We start from the raw sequence: 19,590 nt of genomic DNA on the forward strand, positions 1-19,590 counted from the left end.
ACTTTATTGGGATATTTTAAATACGACAGTGCTATATGCACCCATTTTTACCATAATGCCATCGCCGTCCTTCTTTTGCAAAATATCCCCATTTACTCCGACGGCTTTCTCTATCTTATCCATCAACGTAATTTCAGTAGCAGAGGCACCGAAATTATGTATTACCAACATCTTCTCTGTGTCTTTCGTCATATACCAGGCAGCAATAGTCTTACCGGCAGTGGTGTTATTTTCATTGTAAATGCCATGTTTTGACATCTTTCCTTCAGCCAATGAAGAATAGGTATTGCGCAGTTTGGCAAACCGCACATAAACATTCAGCAAAGAATTTTCATCATTCTTCTGCTCCACCACAGACTTTATGCTGGAAGCCACGCCCTTGTCCACCTTGTCCGTATAAGCAGTTACCGTATTGTCACCCCATAACATCGGACCACGCACGTATTCGTCGCCATTAGTTTTCATTCCATAAAGCCCCAACTCTTCACCGTAGTAGATATAAGGCTCACCCGGACCGGTCAACAAGACTGCTGCCGCAAGTTTCTCTTTGTCAACGGATTTACCCAGTTTGGAAGCTGTACGGTCTTCATCATGGTTCGATAGCTTGGTAGCTTCGATATAATCCGAACGATTAGCAGCATAAAGTTGCTGATAGCTCATGATGTCTTTTGTAAAATAACAGCCCGTATTGTTATTAATAGCCCACTCCAACCGATACCAGAAGTCAAACTCAAACAATGCAGGAAGCCCTTGGTAATAAGGAGCTACCTCACTGGCACCGGAAAGGACTTCACCTACCATATAAAGTTCATCAGCTTTGCCCTTCTGCTTATAATACGTATTCAACTCATCATAGAAAGTCTTAAGGAAAGTAGGATTCTCCGAACCTCCGGCATTATGATAGATATGTTTCACTGCATCAAGACGGAATCCGTCTACTCCACGGTCTATCCATCCCTTAGCTGCCGCAACCACCGCCTTGAATGCCGGAGAACTTTTCAAATCAGAAAGTTTGCCGTAATTAAGGTCGGCAAAGGAAGCTGTATAGAAATGAGAGTGATAATACCATAAGTTCATAGACTCAAACATAATATCCGCAGCACCCTCACCTTGTTTTAAAGCAAAAGGTTCATCATATTTCAGACGAGTACCGGCAGAAGTAGCACCATATTTATGATTGCCCCAATCCGTATTGCTGGTACGAATCAAAAATCCCCAAGGCGAAGAGAAATCCACTGTCAATTCAAAAATGCCATTCCCCTTATCATAAAATTTCTTGCAGACAGCAGGGTCACCATAATAAAGATACTTGGCATCGGCAGTTGTCTGGTCTGTATTATCCGTATCCGCCTTTTCTGCAACGCTCACCGTCACCGTGGGCCTTGAAGCATTCGACCAATCGAGCACAAATTTATAACATCCGCTCACGACATCTGTTGAAGCCGTCGTAGAGAACCATTCTCCCGAATTATATCCGTTTCCCCCTTCACTGGAAATCATATCAATCTTTCCCGCCTTGATGTCAGTTTCCGGGTCTTGAGAGAATATGTAATAATTGCGATATTCACTGTCAGTAGAAGATTTTGCAGCCAAAAACCACGGATGCTCCACACTCGTGTGGTTCAAGACATAATCCAGATAAACCCTGATGCCCCGACTGTGTGCTTCGGAAACCAACCTGTCGAAGTCACTCTCCGTACCAAACTTTTGATTCACCTTCGTATAATCCGTCACATCATAGCCATGATACGAAGGTGACGGATGAATAGGAGAAAGCCAGATAGCCTTCACACCCAAAGAGTTGATGTAATCCAATTTAGAAATTAAGCCATTAATGTCACCATAACCATCACCATTGCCATCGGAAAAGGAGTAAACCAATAACTGATAAGAGATGTCCGCACGTTTTTCACCATCCCAATCAGCAGGAGATGCAGCAATCGCAGTCCATTCTGACGGCGCAGGTTCCGGCTCAGGTTCCGGTTCCGGCGTAGGTATAGTACCATTATCATCACTGCAAGCCACCAAGCAGAATGAAAACACACAAAATAAGAAAAAAGAAAGAAACTTAATCTTCTTCATACCATTAGATTATCAAATTATTACTTGATTCAAAGATAGAGAAGAAAAAGAAGCTGCCAGGCAGAGTGTAATGAAAAAGCACGGTTAATTTACGAAAACGTTTGCACGACCGGAGACTGTTCGCTCTTCCCGTAACTGCCGAAGTTCAAATCCGCCTCATCGCAAGTACTCAGCGAATTTGAAAATGACAGGTTTGCAAAACCCTATATCATCACCATAAACCATCAATTGCAGTTGAGGATTTTTCATACCGCACTACCAAAAGGCCGGTTCTATTTTTATGGAAGACTTGGATGAAGTTAACGGATAAACCTATTGAATTCCTTCATCGCCGGAAGCGCTTTACCAGTGCGATTATCAAAAAGCCCCCGATTCAGCCAACCTTCCGTCACAGTATTTCCGCAAGCATTTTCTTCGGGAAACCACCAGAATAGGCCGGTCACGTTGGCATGACGGCGCAATTCGGCTACCAGTTCGTGAGTAAAGATGCGTTGCCCTTCAGTGCTGATGGGATAAAATTCAGAATACTGGTCTGCACTCTTTGCCCATTGGTCTTTTTCATGCGAATAATAGGCGGCTGTTTCCACAATCATGACTTCCTTATCAGGAAAATTTACAGCAAGAGAATCGAGCGTAGCACCAAGAACTCCCACCGCTTTGTGCCACATAGGATAATAACTAAGTCCGATAACATCATAATCGAGCTGTCGCAAATGGTTATAATAAGATTTCGTCTTGTCCCATTCACCCGCCTTCTCTGTATGAATAATAATCTTTGCCCGTGGACATACTTCACGGCAAGCCTTGACACCACTCTCCAATAGCTTCACAAGTATGTCCCAGTTATCCTTTCCAAGCGGATTCACCTTTGCCGCAGGCCACATCATTCCGTTGGTTATCTCATTCCCCACTTGTACCAAGTCGGGGCATGCACCGGCTTTCACCATCACTTCAAGACTCTTTTTGGTATATTGATAAACACTGTCGGGAAGCGATGCCACGCTACTATTCTTCCAACGATACGGCATGAACTGCTTGCCAGGGTCGGCCCACGTATCAGAATAGTGGAAGTCAAGCATAAACTGATACCCGGCTTTTTTTATTCTTTGCCCCAGTTTCATAACATAATCCAAATCTTGACACACGCCTTCTCCCTTATGCTCCGCCGGAGCCCTGTCCGGTTCCACAAACAAACGTACACGAATGGCATTCCAACCTTCTTCCTTGAAATATTCAAGGGGGTTGACGGCTTTTCCCGTTTCGTCACGATATACGGTTCCTGCTTCTTCGTAACTTGGCAACAAAGAGATATCCCCGCCAAGAAGACGCTGCTGCGCATGAATTCCCAAGCACAATACAAGCAGAAAAAACAAAGTGGACATTAATCTAAAAGTCTTCATATCAATATCTGTAAATGATTGTTTAACGAAAACATAAAAGCCCTCTTCCTCGTATTTTCCATTGCGAGGAAAAGGGCTTTATTCTTAATAGAAAAAAAGATTATTTGAAAGAACCTATGCCGTCAGCAAAGTTCAGATAAGCTTTCTGACCGGCAGCAACCTTTACCCGTTCCTGGTCATTACCACTACCACGATATACAATCTTTCCATCGAGAACGATGAATTCAGTCTTCCACCAGTCGTAGCCGCCAAAGTTCACGCACATACGCACTTCAGCGGCAGCCCCAAAGGCGGGAGATACGAATTCGCCGTCTTTTCCCGTAGGAACGGTGAACTTGTTAACGTCCGCAACCTCCCATTTACCATCGGCAGCAGTATCGCCAATCAGATAAATATTCGGAGCAAGCACATTGACTATGCGGTCGGTTGTGTTCACTACGTGCAGTAAGTACCAACCGGCATTCTTAGCTAACAGATTGGTGCCATCAGCAGTCAAGCCGGCACCGGCTTCGTCATTAATCGTTGCCTCGCCACCAAAGTCATTTCCCCAACCGGCTTGCGGAGCAAACTTAATCTGTTCGCCAGCTTCCAGATATACAATAGTCCAGAATTCGCCTTCGGCACTATGAATCGGAGTTAACTGTTTCCATGTATCACCCCAACCATAGTTGCTGCCGGTCATAAAGAGGTCAACAGTCTTGACTGCCACTTTAAATGACATATTGACAACATCCAAAGTCACGATATAATCATTGGCACCACTAATGACAGGAGTCTGCACCGCTTCACAAGAAGGATCGCCTACCCATACCAAAAAGTTTTCCGTCGCAGCGTCACCGTTTTCAACTGTTCCCATCTGACCCGGATTGACAATCGTGTCCCAATCGGGATTAGCCGTATCGTAAGCACGATAAAACTTAAACCAAGAATCACCTGTCGTATTTACAACCGCTGTATAAATTCCCTCACCCTTCTTTGTCATCACGACAGGATTTGCCGGATTCCATCCTTGGAAATCGCCCAACAGGTAATATCCGTCCTCACAAATCTCAGGAGTGGAAACAGGAGTCAATTTCACTTGCGAAGCACCGGAGACGGCAACAGCCTCGCCTGTCGTCAATTTTGCGGCGACATTCATTGTTACATCCAACGTACGTTCCACATGAGCACGGCTTTTGAACACATCGCGAGTAATTCTATCCAATTCCAATGTATTCACCATCACCTGTCCATTCTTCAATTCCGCCGCAATGGCATTTCCATTTACATTGACACTACCAATAGAGACGGATTCTATCATGGCATTACTGCTCGACAGCGTTGCAATGGAAACGGCATCACCCTGGATGCCTTCTGCATCATCCTTATACTCAACATACACATCATCCATCACAATGGTGGCATCAGCGCCTGCGGCAAAATTGATTTCATATTTAGCGGCCGCCTCCTCGGAAGGATTGGACTGGGGGTTAGCCCAATCCGTATAATCATCCGTACAAGCACCTAAGGTCATTCCGGCAAGGAACAAGCCTACAAGTATTTGATTTTTCTTCATAATGTTTTTCCTTTTAAAATAAGTATTCATTCAGGTTATTTCACCACACCGGTATCGTTGGCATCTACACCCGGAGTACCGAACTTGACATACAATTTCTGTCCTCCAAGCACTTGTACACTATATTCGCTACCTACACTTTCAGCCCAGTTGTTAGGCATGTCAACATTACGCCAGTACAGACTGCCTTCGAAGAGGGTGAACTCCGTACGCCACCATTCATACGTTCCTACTTTCACATAAGCACGCATCTCACCTCCTCCGGTAAATGCCGGCGATACCCACTCGCCCGTAGCGTCTGCAGGAGCCGTCAGTTGCGATGCCGGATCTGAATCATCCCAAGAAGATGTAGCGGCACCAATGATGTAAACTGCTCCCGGATAAACATTCAATGTATAGTCTATCGCTTCACCGTTAATCTTAGCATCGAAGCACAGCACATACCAACCTCCGTTTGCAACTTTAATGTTGCCTCCGTTGTCAGAAAGACCGGCACCTACCTCATCATTGAACTTGTTAATATCGGCATATCCCAACCATTGTTCCGGATAAGTACCCCATTTGAATTCTGCTCCGTCAGTCAGATACACCATGGCAAAGTAATGTCCGTCCAAACCAAATGTCTTGGCAAGCGGCTTCCAAGTCTTCCAAGCTTCACCAATGCTCGACCCACATACGTAAAGAGTTTCAGGAAGAGCTATGTCCGGAGCCTGATAGGTAGCTACCACTTGCAGTTTGATAACATTGGAATAGCAGTTCCCAAGTTCCAATCCGTTCACATTGGCATGCAAGCGAACATAAATGTCTCTCACTTCACCGGAAGGATATTCCACGCCTTCATTGGCTTCCTGGAACATGGTCACAACCGCATTGTTCAGTTTGCTGCCCGACACGCTGACAACAGTTGAGATAGAGCTTGTCAAAACAGTATATACAGGCTCTTCTGCCGTAAAGTCTTCAAAAGACATTTGCAAATCATAGTTCACGCTCAGAGGCATGCCACCGTAATCAGGCTGACTGGTAGTAAACTTCAACTCGTCGGTAGCCAGCAAATCCAGCACATTATTGGCTGCATTGGCAGGCATATTCAATACAAATCCTGTAGTATTTTCGTGGAATACAGGGTTGCTATCCATATCATTCTCACAAGAGGCGACCATCACCATTGTCAGAATAGGAAGCAACATTCCTAACCATATTTTTTTCATATTATTGTTCCTAATTTAATGATTCGACAAATCTTCTATTAATAACGCGGATTCTGAGTCAGATTCTCATTACCGTTGATGTCATCGGCCGGAATAGGATATACATTAAAGTAACTTTCCACGCCTCTGCCTTCGGCTACACCGCCTTTGAAATCCCAGACATATTCATCACCGGTGAAAAGCCCGAAACGTACCAAGTCGCTGCGACGGCGTCCTTCCATATAGAACTCACGGCACCACTCGTCAATGATATATCTTTCAGTGATGGTGGCAGGAGTAGAAGCACCTGCACGGTCGCGCAGTACCTTGATGTCATCGTATGCCTGCTGAGGATCTCCGCTCAGACGGAACTTGGCCTCGGCACGAGTCAGATACATTTCGGCATAACGGAACAAAGGAATATCCACGTCGGGAAATTCGTTGTGTGAAGTCGGCTCACCATCCGTACGGATATTGCTCCATTTCACGATGGCCAGACCGGAATTGAAACCTGCAATCTGATCGGTCTGCAACTTACGGAGTCCGCCACCGCAACCGGAATAGAAGAGCGCACGCTGGTCGTTGGCTGCTCTCTGAACATCCTTGGTGGTGGTACCAGCAGCCTCATCAAGTGCAATGATGTCGGCTTCAGTAGCCCCTTTAGGTGCCTCGACGGTAGCAAGCGGACAATCTTCGATAGTCGGGAAGAATTTCTGCACCAAAGCCGCACGTGAGAAGTTACAACTCCAACCGTTGGAAGTACCCATGTAAGGCATTCCGGTGATACGAGTGGAACTTACCAGATAGTTGGCACCGCTATAGCTTTTGGTCTTAACGCCGTCCTGACGGATAGGGAAGATGATTTCTCTCATGGCCTGCGTGTTCTGGTCATTATCGGCCATAAATACTTGTTCATAGCCTGTATAACCGTTCTTCGTGGTTTTGGAGAGTTCATATTTGCCATCAAGCAGGTTACAGTAATCGATGGCTTTCTGATAGTCTTTCACTGCACCTTTGGTGTAAACCTCGGAGTTCAATGCCAAACGGGCATGAAGCATATAAGCGGCTCCGCGGTCGGCACGACCAAAGTTCGTGGAATTGTTAAACTCGCCCACTTCGGCAAGTTGCGGTTCTATCTCGGTCAGTTCCTTGTCAATCCAGTCATAAAGTTCCTTGCCTGCTTTCTCTACCGGATATTCATAAATGTCGAAATTAGTCTTGAAAGGCGCCTTTCCCCAAAGGTCGAGGAAATACCACATGTGAAGCGCACGCAAGAAGCGTACTTCGGCACGATAACGCTTATAATCGGCCTCTTCCGCCTTACCTTCTGTATTCTCAAGATAGAAATTGCAAAGTGTCACGTCAAATGCCAGACGCTGGAAAGCCCACTGCACGCGGACTGATGAAGAAGTCCAGCCGATATTGGTAATCTGAGGAATATCGACATCGGTCTGCCATGCCCAAAGGCACTCGTCCGTACAAAGTTCCTGCAAGTTGAAGGTGGTACGATAGAAACCGCTTTCTCCTTCATCACTGCTGATGTCACCACTACCGGCAGGACCTCTCTGTCCGGTCAGACCCAATGTGCTGTAAACTTTCGCCAGCAGTTCCATGTCTCCGTAAGTAGAGCTGGATTGCGGGTCGACAGAAGATATATTCAAGTCGTTGATACACGACGTTGTCACTCCACCCATCAGAAGGGCGGCAAGGACTGTTTTCAAAAATATATGTTTCATCTTTAATATGCTTTAAATGGATTAGAAATTCAAGTTCAAGCCAATCTGAATGCTGAAAGGACGCGGATAGGGATTAGAATCGATGCCGCTTGACACTTCCGGGTCGATACCTTTGTACTTGGAGATGATGAAAGGATTCTGTGCTGTCACGAATGCACGGCCTGAGCATGTTTCATGACCGCCAACCTTGAACAGTGCCGGGAACGAATAACCCAAAGTGATGTTAGAACACTTCAAGAACGAAGCGTTACGAACAAAGTAATCGCTCAGATAGTTGTCGTTACCAGCTCCCACACCGGTGAAGCCCAATGCTACAGCTTCCGGAGTCGTGTTGTGCAGCGTACTGTTAGTGTACAAACCGGATTGGCTGACCACTGCACGGTTTGACAAGAAGTCATAATAAACATAGTTGCCAAGAGAAGCACGGAAAGACATGCTCAAATCCCAATTCTTGTAAAGGAACTTGGTTGTAAGACCCATGATGACATCAGCAGAGGGTTTCTTGTAGAAATAGCGGTCACCATCGTCGATGCGTCCATTACCGTCACGGTCCACGTACATGCCCTCGATAGGTTTGCCGTTCTCGTCATATACCTGTTGGTATACAAAGAACGAGTTAACGGGTTCACCTACTTTGTTTGCTTGAATTCGAGTACTATTACCACGGCTGATGCTGGTATTTTGTACTATCTGATAGAAATCGTCATCGCCACCTACCAAGTCGGTAATTTCATTATGATTCCAAGCAATGTTATAACTCAAGTCCCAAGTGAAATCCTTCGTCACAATGGGTTTGGCATTGATAGAGAATTCCAAACCATAGTTCTTCAACGAGCCGATGTTTTTTGTCAGTACGGAGCCGAACTGCATGCCTACAGGAATTGTAACCGTGTTCAGCAAGTCTTTGGTTTCACGATAGTAACCATCAACATTGGCAGTGATGCGATTGTTCAGGAAGCCCAAGTCGATACCGGCGTTGTAAGTGGTGGTAGTCTCCCACTTCAAGTCGGGATTGTAAGCCGACGGGCGCATGGTACCATAATAAATATCACCGAAAGGATATTGGGCATAAGAATCGCTGACGGTATAATGAGTGACATAACCAAAGTCGGTACCTATATCCTGTTGACCGGTCATACCCCATCCCAAGCGCAACTTGAATTCATTCCACCAAGTGAGATCTTTCATGAACGCCTCTTCATTGATTTTCCATGCAAACGCTACTGAAGGGAAGTAACCCCATCTGTTGTCTTCGTGGAAACGTGAAGAACCGTCGGCACGGAACGTAGCCGTAAGCATGTATCTATTAAGCAACGTATAATTCAAACGACCGAAATAGGATACCAAAGAGTAGTGCGTAGCCCATTCCTGCTCTTTTCTTGAGCTTGGATTGTATGCCTCACCGGTATAGGGGTCTGTACCTTGGCCATAGTTGTAACCGTTGCGGTGGTAGTGGCTCTCTTCCGCACCTACCATGACGTCAAAGTTATGGGCTCCAATCTCTTTCATGTACTGGGCATAGGCATTAGCGGTAATGCTATACTTATAATACTGGGTCACACCGTTCCATCCATAATAGTTGTTGGAATAAGAATACTTGGAGATTATGTCGTCCTGCTTACTTTCCGTGTACTGACCACCGTAGCTGGCGTGCAGATGCAGGTCTTCAAAGCCATGAATCTTATAGTCAGCCTCAATATTGCCCGTGAAGTCATTGGCGGCAGCTTCCGTATCCTTCATTTTTAAGAGAGCCAACGGATTCTGCGGAGCATTGGGATTATTGGTGTACAACCATTCCGAATTGAAATTCTGAGGAGTCTGCGAGTACTGAAAATAACCGCCGAAGAAAGGAGAGCGAGGATCGTCGGCAGCGAAATAGACGGGTTGTGTCGGGTCCATGGAAAGAGCCGCACCAATAGCGCCACCTGCGTCCGCATAGCGGTCTTTCTCGTACATATACTTGGCATTAACCTTCAGATTCAGATGGTTATCGAAGAAAGACGGAGAAAGATTCAGGCCGACATTGGCACGACGCATCCAGGAAGTCTCTACAATACCATCGGAAGAGTTGTAGCCCACGCTCAAACGATAAGGCATATTCTTCAAGCCACCGGATATCGAAACATTGTGGTTGTGAGAGATGGCAGTACGGAATATCTGGTCTTGCCAGTCGGTATTGGCATTGCCCAAGCCTACGGTGCCGACGTTCTCTCCCCACATGTCATTGACAAGTGCGCGAAACTCGTCACCGTCGAGCACATCGTATTTCTTCTGAATCATGGAAATTGTCATGTCGCCATTGTAAGATACCTTAGGAGCAGAACCGCTCTTACCTTTCTTGGTAGTGATGATGATAACACCGTTCGAAGCACGACTACCATAGATTGCTGTAGCAGAAGCATCCTTCAAGACCGTAAAGGTCTCAATATCACTTGGATTGACCATAGCCAAAACGTTACTCATACCTGTTGCCGTGTTGTTATCGATAGTCAAGCCATCAATGACAATCAACGGGTCGTTCGAGGCATTCAGAGAAGAACCGCCGCGCACGCGAATTTGAGCACCGGAACCCGGAGTACCACCAGAAGTGATGACATCGACACCGGCCACCTTACCGACCAACATGTCTTGTGCATTGTTTGTGATACCTTTACTGAGTTCATCCGGCTTGATAGCAGTAACCGAACCGGTAAGGTCATCTTTCCTTGTGCGTCCATAGCCCACAACCACAACTTCGTCCAGCATTTCGCTATCTTCTACCAAAGTTACAATGATACTGGGAGCCGCAGCCACTTCCTGAGTCTTATAACCGATGAAAGAAATAACCAAAGTGGCTCCCTTCGGAACATTCAATGAGAAGTTACCGTCAAAGTCGGTAATAGTACCGTTCGTAGGATTTCCCTTTTCCACTATACTCGCGCCTATCACGCCACCCAAGGCATCTTTCACATGCCCTTTCACAGTGATGTTCTGTGCATAAGCGCCTACAGACAAGAATAGCCCTAAGATTAGGGTAAGAATCGTTTGACAGATTCTAAGATTAACTTGCTTCATGCATTTAATAAATTAAAGTTAACAATATTAATTACCTATATATATTATTCGAAAAATAATTTTCGTACTTTTGTTTTCTAACGTCTTTCAAGTACCCAAAACATGACGCAACAAAAATATGCTTTATTAATTTAGTAAAATGTAAGGGAAGTGCAAAATGTGAAGTTCAGGCAATGCAAACGATTGCATATTTCATCTTTCAGCACCTTCACCTTTTTCTCCCAAACTCCCTATTCATCGGATTTTCCGGTGAAACCTCTTTCTTTCGTGCCGCCGCATCTCACAAGTAACTTTCCCGACTATCATACGAATCGCATATCCACCTTTGATTCCGCATTTTTTCCTCCTAACATAACTTGTTATGATTCAACAGACAATTACTGCAAAAATCCGCAACAGCTTTGCAGTAATACTGCAACAGCTTTGCAGTGTCGCTGCAACCAGCTTTGCAGTAGCACTGCAACAGCTTTGCAGTAGCGCTGCAACAGCTTTGCAGTGTCGCTGCAACCAGCTTTGCAGTGTCGCTGCAACAGCTTTGCAGTAACTTTGCAACAAGTTTGCAATGACGCCGCATTCCCATGCAGTGAAGCAGACAACAAGCAATTGCCAATCTGCGCGCCCTTAACCGAGGGCGGGTACAAGATAAAACAAGTTTCACCGAAAAAGCCGATGAATAGGGAGTTTGAGAGAAAAGGTGAAAGGGCTGTCTGCCGGACAAAGGTTGCCGTCCTTATCTACGACGCGGACAGTGATATACGCCAAGTCTTTACCGAAGCTTGCTTTTCAAGGTCTTGCATAACCGCTACCTCCAGCAAATCGTTGTTGCGGTCGAATAGACCAAAGATGTCCTAATCATGAGAAGCGCAGCAGGAAAAGATAAGTATGGTCTTTCTCATTCTTCTTTAAAAGATTTTGTTAATATAATTATTTAAAAGCATCCATTATCACAGTGGGGCGGCCGTCTTCTGTGAATGCCCCCAGCCGATATTGGTTCGGCCTGCATTCCGGTTCCCAGTAGAACACGCCCTTGCAGCGTCCGCCGGTATTCTCCTTGCACTCTTTCAGGATACGGGCCAGTTGGCGTTTCCCTTCTGCCAGCACGGAAGCACTTGCCAGATTCCCTTTGTCGTCAGCACACTCCATGCCGGTTTCCACCACCATCACATCACAGTTGTATTTCCGGGCTACGCTATTAATATTGGCAATACACTCGGTGATAGTTTTATCAGCTGTATATTCCTTATGCTCGAGCATCGTCCAGTAAGGATAGAGCGACATGCCTATCATATCCCACTTACCGCCATTGGCTTTCAGTTCATCAAAAAACCAGGTATACAATTCGTTGTCATATCCATTGTCCAGATGGACGATGACAATGGCATCGTTGAAGACGGACTTTACCGCATCGTATCCTACATTGATAAAAGCAGCCAAGTTGACAAAGTTCTTACGGTATTTCACTTCCTCGGAAGTGCTATCGGAACCCTTTACATCACATTCCCTCACATCATAGGACGCACCACTCAATGCAGCATTTTCATCCCAAAGCATCCCCGGACGGATTTCATTGCCTACCTGAACCCACTTGGGAGTAACTCCTGCCGCTTTCAGCGCATTAAGTACATCGGCAGTATGGCCGGCGATGGCTTTCTTCAAGTCGGCCAAGTTCAGTCCTTTCCATGCAGCAGGCTTATGCTGCTGTCCAGGGTCGGCCCACCAGTCACTGTAATGGAAGTCTACCATTACATCCATACCCAGCCCTGCGGCACGCTTGGCTTTCGTCACCAAATCAACCGTATTGCACCAGTTATCGTGCTCTTTAGGATTGAACCATACTCTGAGTCGAACCGCATTCAGGCCCAAATCCTTCATCAGCTGAAAACAATCGGTCTCCACACCGGAGGTATTGTAGAATTTCATACCCTTATGTTCCATCTCCGTCACCCAACTGATGTCGGCACCTTTAGCAAAGTCCGTAGCCAGAGATTCCTCCTTATCGGGAAGTCCGCCGACGCTGGGATCTGTTTCATTATTGCTGCTGCATGCAAATACGGCAAAGGCAATACAAAAAAAGAAAGTCAAGAATTTCATGTGTTTCATGGCAATATCATCATTTATTGTATACCGCAAATATAAGCATTTAGGGAATACAGAACCGTAATTCGCCTTAATTTGTCAAAGCATAAGAAACCGCAATCGTTTGCACAAACTTACAACCCGATAAACCTCAACGGATAAGCACAATTTACCTTATTACGTTATTTTTGCAATCGGATTAAGGAAGTTTACCTTATCTTTGTCCTCAAAACTATACCATGAATAAACCGCAAATTACCATCAAGGATATTGCCCGGGCGCTGAATGTCTCCCCTTCCACCGTGTCAAGGGCGCTGAAAGACAATCCGGACATCAGCAAGGAAACTCGTGACCTTGTACATGCCTATGCGCGCGAACATAACTACAAGCCCAACGTACTGGCTGTAAACCTCCGCGCAAGCCGCAGCAACACCATCGGCGTCATTGTTCCCCAACTGGTACACCACTTCTTTTCCTGCGTATTGAGCGGGATTGAGAAAGCGGCGGCGGATGCCGGTTATAATATCATAGTAGCACAAAGCAACGAATCGTATGAGCAGGAAGTGAAGATTGTGCATTCTTTCCTTGCCGCCCGTGTCTGCGGAGTCATCGCTTCACTTGCCAAGGACACTTCGCGATACGACCATTACCAAGAATTGCTGAACAATGACATCCCCGTCGTCTTTTACGACCGCATCTGCACGGGACTGAAAACCGAACGAGTAGTGGTAGACGACTATGCCGGCTCTTTTGCCGCAGTGGAATACATGATACAGACCGGATGCAAGCGTATCCTTTTCTATGGTGCGGCTCCACATCTGGAGATTACCAAAAACCGCCGGAACGGCTACCTGGATGCCATGAAGAAGTATAAGATTCCGGTGGACGACAGCATGATTCTGTTGTGCGACACCCGCGAACGCGCCATCTCCATCACTCCCGACCTGCTGGAAAGCAAAAAACGCCCTGATGGCTTCTTTGCCATCAACGACGAGACAGCCTCGGGCATACTGTATGCCTGCAAACTGGTCGGCGTAAAAGTTCCCGATGAAGTATCCATCTGCGGATTCACTGACGGAGCCATTGCCCAAAGCACCGACCCGAAGCTGACTACCGTGGAACAGCATGGCGAGGAAGTGGGTAAAAGCGCTTTCAGCATTCTGACCGGAAAGCTGGAAGGAGAAGAAAAAAGCAGCAACAAGATAGTACGTACCAATCTGGTGATAAGAGGAACTACGAAATAATAAAACATATTAAACCATCATGAAAGTAAAACCCGATTTAAGTTTTTGGAAGCTATGGAACATCAGCTTCGGTTTTTTCGGCGTACAGATTGCATACGCTTTACAGAGTGCAAACATAAGCCGTATCTTTTCCACTTTGGGTGCAGACCCGCATAATTTGAGTTATTTCTGGATACTTCCGCCGTTGGCAGGTATCATTGTACAGCCCATCGTGGGAGCTGCCAGTGACAAGACCTGGACACGCTTCGGACGGCGCATTCCTTATCTGTTTATAGGTTCGTTGGTAGCCGTACTCGTCATGTGCCTGCTGCCCAATGCCGGAAGCTTCGGCATGGCAGTAAGCACGGCCATGATTTTCGGACTGGTATCGCTGATGTTCCTCGACACCTCCATCAATATGGCCATGCAACCCTTCAAAATGATGGTGGGCGACATGGTGAACGAGAAACAAAAAGGACTCGCCTACTCCATCCAGAGTTTTCTCTGCAATGCAGGCAGCCTGGTGGGCTATCTCTTCCCGTTCATCTTTGCATGGATTGGAATCAGCAATACAGCTCCCCAAGGCGTAATCCCCGACTCGGTGATTTACTCGTTCTACATCGGAGCGGCCATCCTTATCTTCTGCGTCATCTACACTTCGATTAAAGTAAAAGAGATGCCGCCTGCCGAATATGCAGAGTATCATGGCATCACCGAAGAAGAAGAACACGAAAAGACCAACATGCTGAAGCTGCTCATAAAGGCTCCGAAAGCATTCTGGACTGTCGGACTGGTACAGTTCTTCTGCTGGTTTGCCTTCATGTTCATGTGGACTTATACCAACGGCAGTATCGCTGCCAATGCCTTTGATGCTCCTACAGTAGAGCATCTGGTGGATGGCGTTACCAAAGTTGTGCTCGACACCAAGAGCCTGCAATACCAGAATGCCGCCGACTGGGTAGGCGTGCTGTTTGCCGTGCAAGCCATCGGCTCCGTGCTTTGGGCCATCTGCATACCGATGTTCAAAGACCGCCGCCGGGTCTACTCACTCAGCCTTGTTCTGGGAGGTATAGGCTTCATTTCCACCTACTTCATGCACGACCCTTATATGCTGTTCATTTCCTTCCTGCTGATAGGTTGCGCATGGGCTGCCATGCTGGCACTGCCGTTCACCATCCTGACCAACGCACTGAGCGGAGGACACATGGGTACTTATCTTGGACTTTTCAACGGAACTATCTGTATCCCGCAGATTATAGCGGCAGCCTTGGGCGGCACCATCCTTGCCTTGTTTACTCCCAAAGGAGCACTACCTCCCGAGATCAATATGCTTGTGCTGGCAGGAATCATGCTGATAATCGGTGCCGCCTGCGTATACCTCATCAAAGAGAACCAAGGAGAAAAAAGCAAGTAAGCACACACCTCCGAGACATAACGCACAAAGAACCGAGACCGGCACACCGTACAAAGGACAGCCGTTATCTTTGTAATAAAGACATGAATCATACCGTATAATTATGGCAATCATACGATATGATTCATGTCTTTATTACATACCGTATGATTGTTACCTCTTCTCCTGACCGTACATAGCACCTATTACTGACGAGACTACCAGCCCTCCGGCAAGAAAGCAGGTGAAAAAAGCCTGCCGCACGCTTGTTTTTTTCCTTTTCATTTCTTCTTTATTTCCGCATATTGCTTAACTTTACGGCGATAACTACAGAAAACACGTCGCCATGAAGAAATACCTCAAGACCGATGAATGGAATATCATCGAAGACCAGTTCCACCCCGACTGTCAACGGATGTCGGAAAGTATATTCAGCCTCGGAAACGGACGTTTCGGGCAACGGGGGTATTTTGAGGAGCCTTACAGCAGTGACAGTTACCGTGGTTCATTTGTGGCCGGCATCACTTTTCTGGACAAGACCCGCGTAGGATGGTGGAAGAACGGATTTCCCCCATATTACACCCGCATACCCAAGGCTGCCGACTGGAGCCGCATCAACCTGCGCCTCATCGATGAGGAACTCGATTTGGCAGATTGGGATGTCGACAGCTTCAACCGCCGCCTGGATATGAAGGAAGGTATCTCTTACCGGGACATGGAGGTGACATCTCCTCGTGGAAACCAACTCCGCATCCATGTAGAACATATCACAAATATGGCAAGACCCAACCTCTGCCTCATCAAGTACAGCGTATCTTCCATCAACTATACCGGCAGAATCTCGCTCGTGCCCATCCTTGACGGAAATATGGTAGACAATGCCGACCTGCCAAGCCTGAAAATATGGAACATCCTGCGTTCCGGTTCTACCAGTGACTGTGCCTATCTTTGGACACAGACCCGCCGGGAAGACGCACAAGTGTGCTACGCCATGACTTACCACTTCTTAAAAAACAACAAAGAAACCACTGCCAACCCCATACGGATAGAAAAGGAAAAGCAGACCGGTTTCAGCGTAGGTGCCGACGTGAAACCCGGAGACAACGTGACTCTCATCAAATACACCGCCATCGCTTCTTCTCTCTATCACGAACGGAGTGAATTGGTAGAGCACTCCGTGGCCGAGGCACTCGAAGCCAAGAGCATAGGCTGGAATACGCTGGTAGAAGAGCATCGAAGGGCCTGGCAGGAAATCTGGGACGAAACGGATGTCGTCATCGAAGGGGACCCGGAAGCTCAGCAAGGTATCCGGTACAACATATTCCAGCTGTATCAGACTTACCGGGGAGATGACCCACGCCTGAACATCGGCCCCAAAGGATTCACCGGAGAAAAATATGGAGGTAATACTTACTGGAACACGGAATTGTGCTGTGTACCGTTTTTTCTGTTATCCACTCCTAAAGAGATTGCAAAGAACTTACTGGCATATCGGCACCACCAGCTTTCCAAAGCCATAGAAAATGCCCGAAAACTGGGTTTTAAGGAGGGTGCTGCGTTGTTTCCGCAGGTAACCAACAACGGAGAGGAATGCCACAGCGAATGGGAAATAACCTTCGAGGAAATCCATCGTAACAATATCATTGTCTATGCCATCGTTCAGCATGCAGTGTTGACGGGCAATATGGACTATATTGCCAAAGATGGTCTGGAAGTAATGATTGCCGTCAGCCGTTTCTGGAGCCAACGGGTATCCTTCTCACAACCCAAACAAAAATATGTCATACTGGGAGTTACCGGCCCGAATGAATATGAAAATAATGTGGACAACAACTGGTACACCAACTATTCCTGCATACAGTGCCTCAAGATGACCCTCCGTTTTCTGGAAATGGTGGCACAGCAATATCCGGATGAATATGCCCACATACGCCGTATCACCAATCTCGACCAAGTGGAGGAAAGCGCCCGGTGGAGAGACATCATCGAACACATGTACCTGCCGGAAGACAAGGAACGGGGTATTTTCATCCAGAATGACGGCTATATGGATAAAGTACTGGAAAGTACAGACAACATTCCTGCCGAAGAACGCCCCATCAACCAACATTGGTCATGGGATCGCATTCTGCGCTCTTGCTACATCAAGCAGAGCGACGTATTGCTCGGACTTTACCTTTATTATTTCTATTTCGACACGGAAACCGTCCGCCGCAATTTCGAGTTCTATGAGCCGATGACCGTACACGAATCCTCCCTTTCTCCCCACATCCATTCCATCTTGGCTGCACGCATCGGTAAAGTGGAAAAAGCTTACCAGCTTTTCCTGCATGCCACACGACTTGACTTGGATGACTACAACAACGAAGCAGACCAAGGTCTGCACATTACCAGTATGCCCGGCAGCTGGCTGGCCATCGTACGCGGATTCGCAGGCATGCAGGTATTGAAAGGGACATTGTGTTTCTCCCCCGTCATACCACAAAAATGGGACAGCTATTCATTCAAGGTAAATTATTTAAGGAACACGCTTCACATACGGGTAGGAAAAGAAATAGAAATCTCGCTTACAGCAGGCAGCAAAGTGGATATACAAGTCTACGGACACCAATATACGCTGGAACGGGGAACGGAATTGAAAATCAATGTGCCAATATGCTAATGTGCCAATAACCTGCGGCGTGATAGCGCGGTATGAACATTGCGCAGCCAATTAGCACATTGGCACATTAAATCATCATTTATCATATAACCGGGAGAACATTTGGTTGTTTTCCCGGTTTTATGTTTTATATACTTGAACGAATAACCATACACTTGTTTACCAATGAAAAAAATGTTTCTTTTCGCCCTGGTTACGACGTTGCTCATCACATCATGCGGGCAAAAACAAAAGGGTAGCAATACCCTTATCCGACCAGTGAAGACTGCGCAAGTCAGCTCACAGACGATTATCCGCAAAGACTTCTCCGGAATGGTAGAAGCCGTGGAATATGTGAGGCTTGCCTTCCGCGTCAGCGGACAAGTCGTCAGCCTTCCGGTTGTAGAGGGACAGCGGGTAAAGAAGGGGCAACAGATTGCCGCCATCGACCCGCGTGACATCTCCCTGCAATATGCAGCCGACAAGGCTGCCTACGAAACAGCCGCCGCACAAGTGGAACGCAACAAACGGCTGCTTGACCGCCAGGCTATCTCCGTGCAGGAATACGAAATCAGCGTAGCCAACTATCAGAAAGCAAAATCCGCCTACGAGCTCTCCGGCAACAATATGCGGGATACGCGGCTGACAGCCCCTTTCGACGGTTCCATCGAAAAAAGGCTGGTAGAGAACTACCAGCGTGTCAATGCGGGAGAAGGGATTGTGCAGCTGGTAAATACACAGAAGCTACGAATCAAGTTCACCGTACCGGATGACTATCTCTATCTGCTTCGTGCCAAGGACGTAAAGTTCAAGGTGGTGTTCGACAGCTACCCCGCGGAGGCTTTCGACTCCAGACTGGAAGAGTATCTTGACATCTCCACGGCAGGGACGGGCATTCCGGTGACAATAACAATTGACGACCCGCACTTTGACCGTACACGTTATGACGTAAAACCGGGATTCACATGCAAAATAAAGCTGGCATCGGATGTCGCTCCTTTTCTTGAAGAAAAGCTGATGAATGTACCGTTAAGCGCCGTATTTGGCGACAGTGAAAACCGGAAAACGTATGTATGGGTGGTGGAAGGTAATAAAGTCAGTCGCCGCGAAGTGACCGTTTATTCTCCAACGGGAGAGGCAAACCTGCTTATCTCCAAAGGGTTGGAACCGGGAGAAACCGTTGTGACGGCCGGAGTATACCAGCTGACAGAAGGAGAAGCAATAAAGGTACTAATGTGATTAA

12 protein-coding genes are annotated in these 19,590 nt (G+C 46.8%); 5 read left to right on the top strand and 7 right to left on the bottom strand.

The annotated features are described in order from the left end of the window. Window positions 1–3: 3 nt before the first annotated feature. The 6 genes from M1B78_RS09430 to M1B78_RS09455 all read right to left on the bottom strand — a co-directional run bounded on the left by M1B78_RS09430 (window position 4) and on the right by M1B78_RS09455 (window position 11,014). Window positions 4–2,082, bottom strand: a complete 2,079-nt coding sequence (locus M1B78_RS09430; RefSeq protein ID WP_257940517.1) for an alpha-amylase family glycosyl hydrolase — start codon at window positions 2,080–2,082, stop codon at window positions 4–6. A 299-nt stretch (window positions 2,083–2,381) separates the two neighbouring features. Then, window positions 2,382–3,482 carry a glycoside hydrolase family 53 protein gene (locus tag M1B78_RS09435; RefSeq protein ID WP_257940518.1) on the bottom strand — a complete coding sequence of 367 codons (1,101 nt, stop codon included), beginning with the start codon at window positions 3,480–3,482 and terminating at the stop codon, window positions 2,382–2,384. A 100-nt stretch (window positions 3,483–3,582) separates the two neighbouring features. After that, window positions 3,583–5,037 (bottom strand): Outer membrane protein SusF domain-containing protein, encoded by a 1,455-nt coding sequence (locus M1B78_RS09440; protein WP_257940519.1) that lies wholly within the window; start codon window positions 5,035–5,037, stop codon window positions 3,583–3,585. A gap of 35 nt (window positions 5,038–5,072) precedes the next feature. Continuing rightward, window positions 5,073–6,245 carry a SusF/SusE family outer membrane protein gene (locus M1B78_RS09445; protein WP_257931462.1) on the bottom strand — a complete coding sequence of 391 codons (1,173 nt, stop codon included), beginning with the start codon at window positions 6,243–6,245 and terminating at the stop codon, window positions 5,073–5,075. 38 nt (window positions 6,246–6,283) lie between these two features. Further along, window positions 6,284–7,960 (bottom strand): starch-binding outer membrane lipoprotein SusD, encoded by a 1,677-nt coding sequence (gene susD, locus M1B78_RS09450; protein WP_136010791.1) that lies wholly within the window; start codon window positions 7,958–7,960, stop codon window positions 6,284–6,286. Between the two features lie 21 nt (window positions 7,961–7,981). Beyond that, complete coding sequence (locus M1B78_RS09455; RefSeq protein WP_257940520.1) at window positions 7,982–11,014, bottom strand: SusC/RagA family TonB-linked outer membrane protein; 3,033 nt, start codon at window positions 11,012–11,014, stop codon at window positions 7,982–7,984. 361 nt (window positions 11,015–11,375) lie between these two features. Here M1B78_RS09455 and M1B78_RS09460 point away from each other — a divergent pair, with 361 nt between their 5' ends. After that, entirely contained in the window at window positions 11,376–11,558 is a 183-nt protein-coding gene (locus M1B78_RS09460) for a hypothetical protein (RefSeq protein WP_257940521.1), read from the top strand. A gap of 380 nt (window positions 11,559–11,938) precedes the next feature. Here the strand turns inward: M1B78_RS09460 and M1B78_RS09465 are convergent, their stop codons facing one another. Next, window positions 11,939–13,114 carry a glycoside hydrolase family 53 protein gene (locus M1B78_RS09465; RefSeq protein ID WP_257940522.1) on the bottom strand — a complete coding sequence of 392 codons (1,176 nt, stop codon included), beginning with the start codon at window positions 13,112–13,114 and terminating at the stop codon, window positions 11,939–11,941. 215 nt (window positions 13,115–13,329) lie between these two features. On the opposite strand from M1B78_RS09465, the gene M1B78_RS09470 reads away from it, so the two are divergent. From M1B78_RS09470 to M1B78_RS09485, 4 genes are all read left to right on the top strand, one after another. Next, the gene (locus tag M1B78_RS09470; protein ID WP_176468327.1) at window positions 13,330–14,334 is read left to right on the top strand and encodes a LacI family DNA-binding transcriptional regulator; all 1,005 of its coding nucleotides are present in this window, start codon (window positions 13,330–13,332) and stop codon (window positions 14,332–14,334) included. Window positions 14,335–14,353: 19 nt separating this feature from the next. Further along, window positions 14,354–15,727 carry an MFS transporter gene (locus tag M1B78_RS09475; protein ID WP_176468326.1) on the top strand — a complete coding sequence of 458 codons (1,374 nt, stop codon included), beginning with the start codon at window positions 14,354–14,356 and terminating at the stop codon, window positions 15,725–15,727. 325 nt (window positions 15,728–16,052) lie between these two features. After that, the gene (locus tag M1B78_RS09480; RefSeq protein ID WP_257940523.1) at window positions 16,053–18,368 is read left to right on the top strand and encodes a family 65 glycosyl hydrolase domain-containing protein; all 2,316 of its coding nucleotides are present in this window, start codon (window positions 16,053–16,055) and stop codon (window positions 18,366–18,368) included. A gap of 165 nt (window positions 18,369–18,533) precedes the next feature. Continuing rightward, the gene (locus M1B78_RS09485; RefSeq protein ID WP_257940524.1) at window positions 18,534–19,586 is read left to right on the top strand and encodes an efflux RND transporter periplasmic adaptor subunit; all 1,053 of its coding nucleotides are present in this window, start codon (window positions 18,534–18,536) and stop codon (window positions 19,584–19,586) included. The last annotated feature ends 4 nt before the right edge of the window (window positions 19,587–19,590 follow it).

This window comes from Bacteroides muris (ex Fokt et al. 2023) (genome assembly GCF_024704895.1).
Classification (GTDB): Bacteria; Bacteroidota; Bacteroidia; order Bacteroidales; family Bacteroidaceae; genus Bacteroides; species Bacteroides muris.

What these genes read in the sequence shown, in the direction of transcription:
- M1B78_RS09430 (WP_257940517.1), bottom strand. Translation starts at nt 2,082, where the DNA reads ATGAAGAAGATTAAGTTTCTTTCTTTTTTCTTATTTTGTGTGTTTTCA.
- M1B78_RS09435 (WP_257940518.1), bottom strand. Translation starts at nt 3,482, where the DNA reads ATGAAGACTTTTAGATTAATGTCCACTTTGTTTTTTCTGCTTGTATTG.
- M1B78_RS09440 (WP_257940519.1), bottom strand. Translation starts at nt 5,037, where the DNA reads ATGAAGAAAAATCAAATACTTGTAGGCTTGTTCCTTGCCGGAATGACC.
- M1B78_RS09445 (WP_257931462.1), bottom strand. Translation starts at nt 6,245, where the DNA reads ATGAAAAAAATATGGTTAGGAATGTTGCTTCCTATTCTGACAATGGTG.
- susD (WP_136010791.1), bottom strand. Translation starts at nt 7,960, where the DNA reads ATGAAACATATATTTTTGAAAACAGTCCTTGCCGCCCTTCTGATGGGT.
- M1B78_RS09455 (WP_257940520.1), bottom strand. Translation starts at nt 11,014, where the DNA reads ATGAAGCAAGTTAATCTTAGAATCTGTCAAACGATTCTTACCCTAATC.
- M1B78_RS09460 (WP_257940521.1), top strand. Translation starts at nt 11,376, where the DNA reads ATGATTCAACAGACAATTACTGCAAAAATCCGCAACAGCTTTGCAGTA.
- M1B78_RS09465 (WP_257940522.1), bottom strand. Translation starts at nt 13,114, where the DNA reads ATGAAACACATGAAATTCTTGACTTTCTTTTTTTGTATTGCCTTTGCC.
- M1B78_RS09470 (WP_176468327.1), top strand. Translation starts at nt 13,330, where the DNA reads ATGAATAAACCGCAAATTACCATCAAGGATATTGCCCGGGCGCTGAAT.
- M1B78_RS09475 (WP_176468326.1), top strand. Translation starts at nt 14,354, where the DNA reads ATGAAAGTAAAACCCGATTTAAGTTTTTGGAAGCTATGGAACATCAGC.
- M1B78_RS09480 (WP_257940523.1), top strand. Translation starts at nt 16,053, where the DNA reads ATGAAGAAATACCTCAAGACCGATGAATGGAATATCATCGAAGACCAG.
- M1B78_RS09485 (WP_257940524.1), top strand. Translation starts at nt 18,534, where the DNA reads ATGAAAAAAATGTTTCTTTTCGCCCTGGTTACGACGTTGCTCATCACA.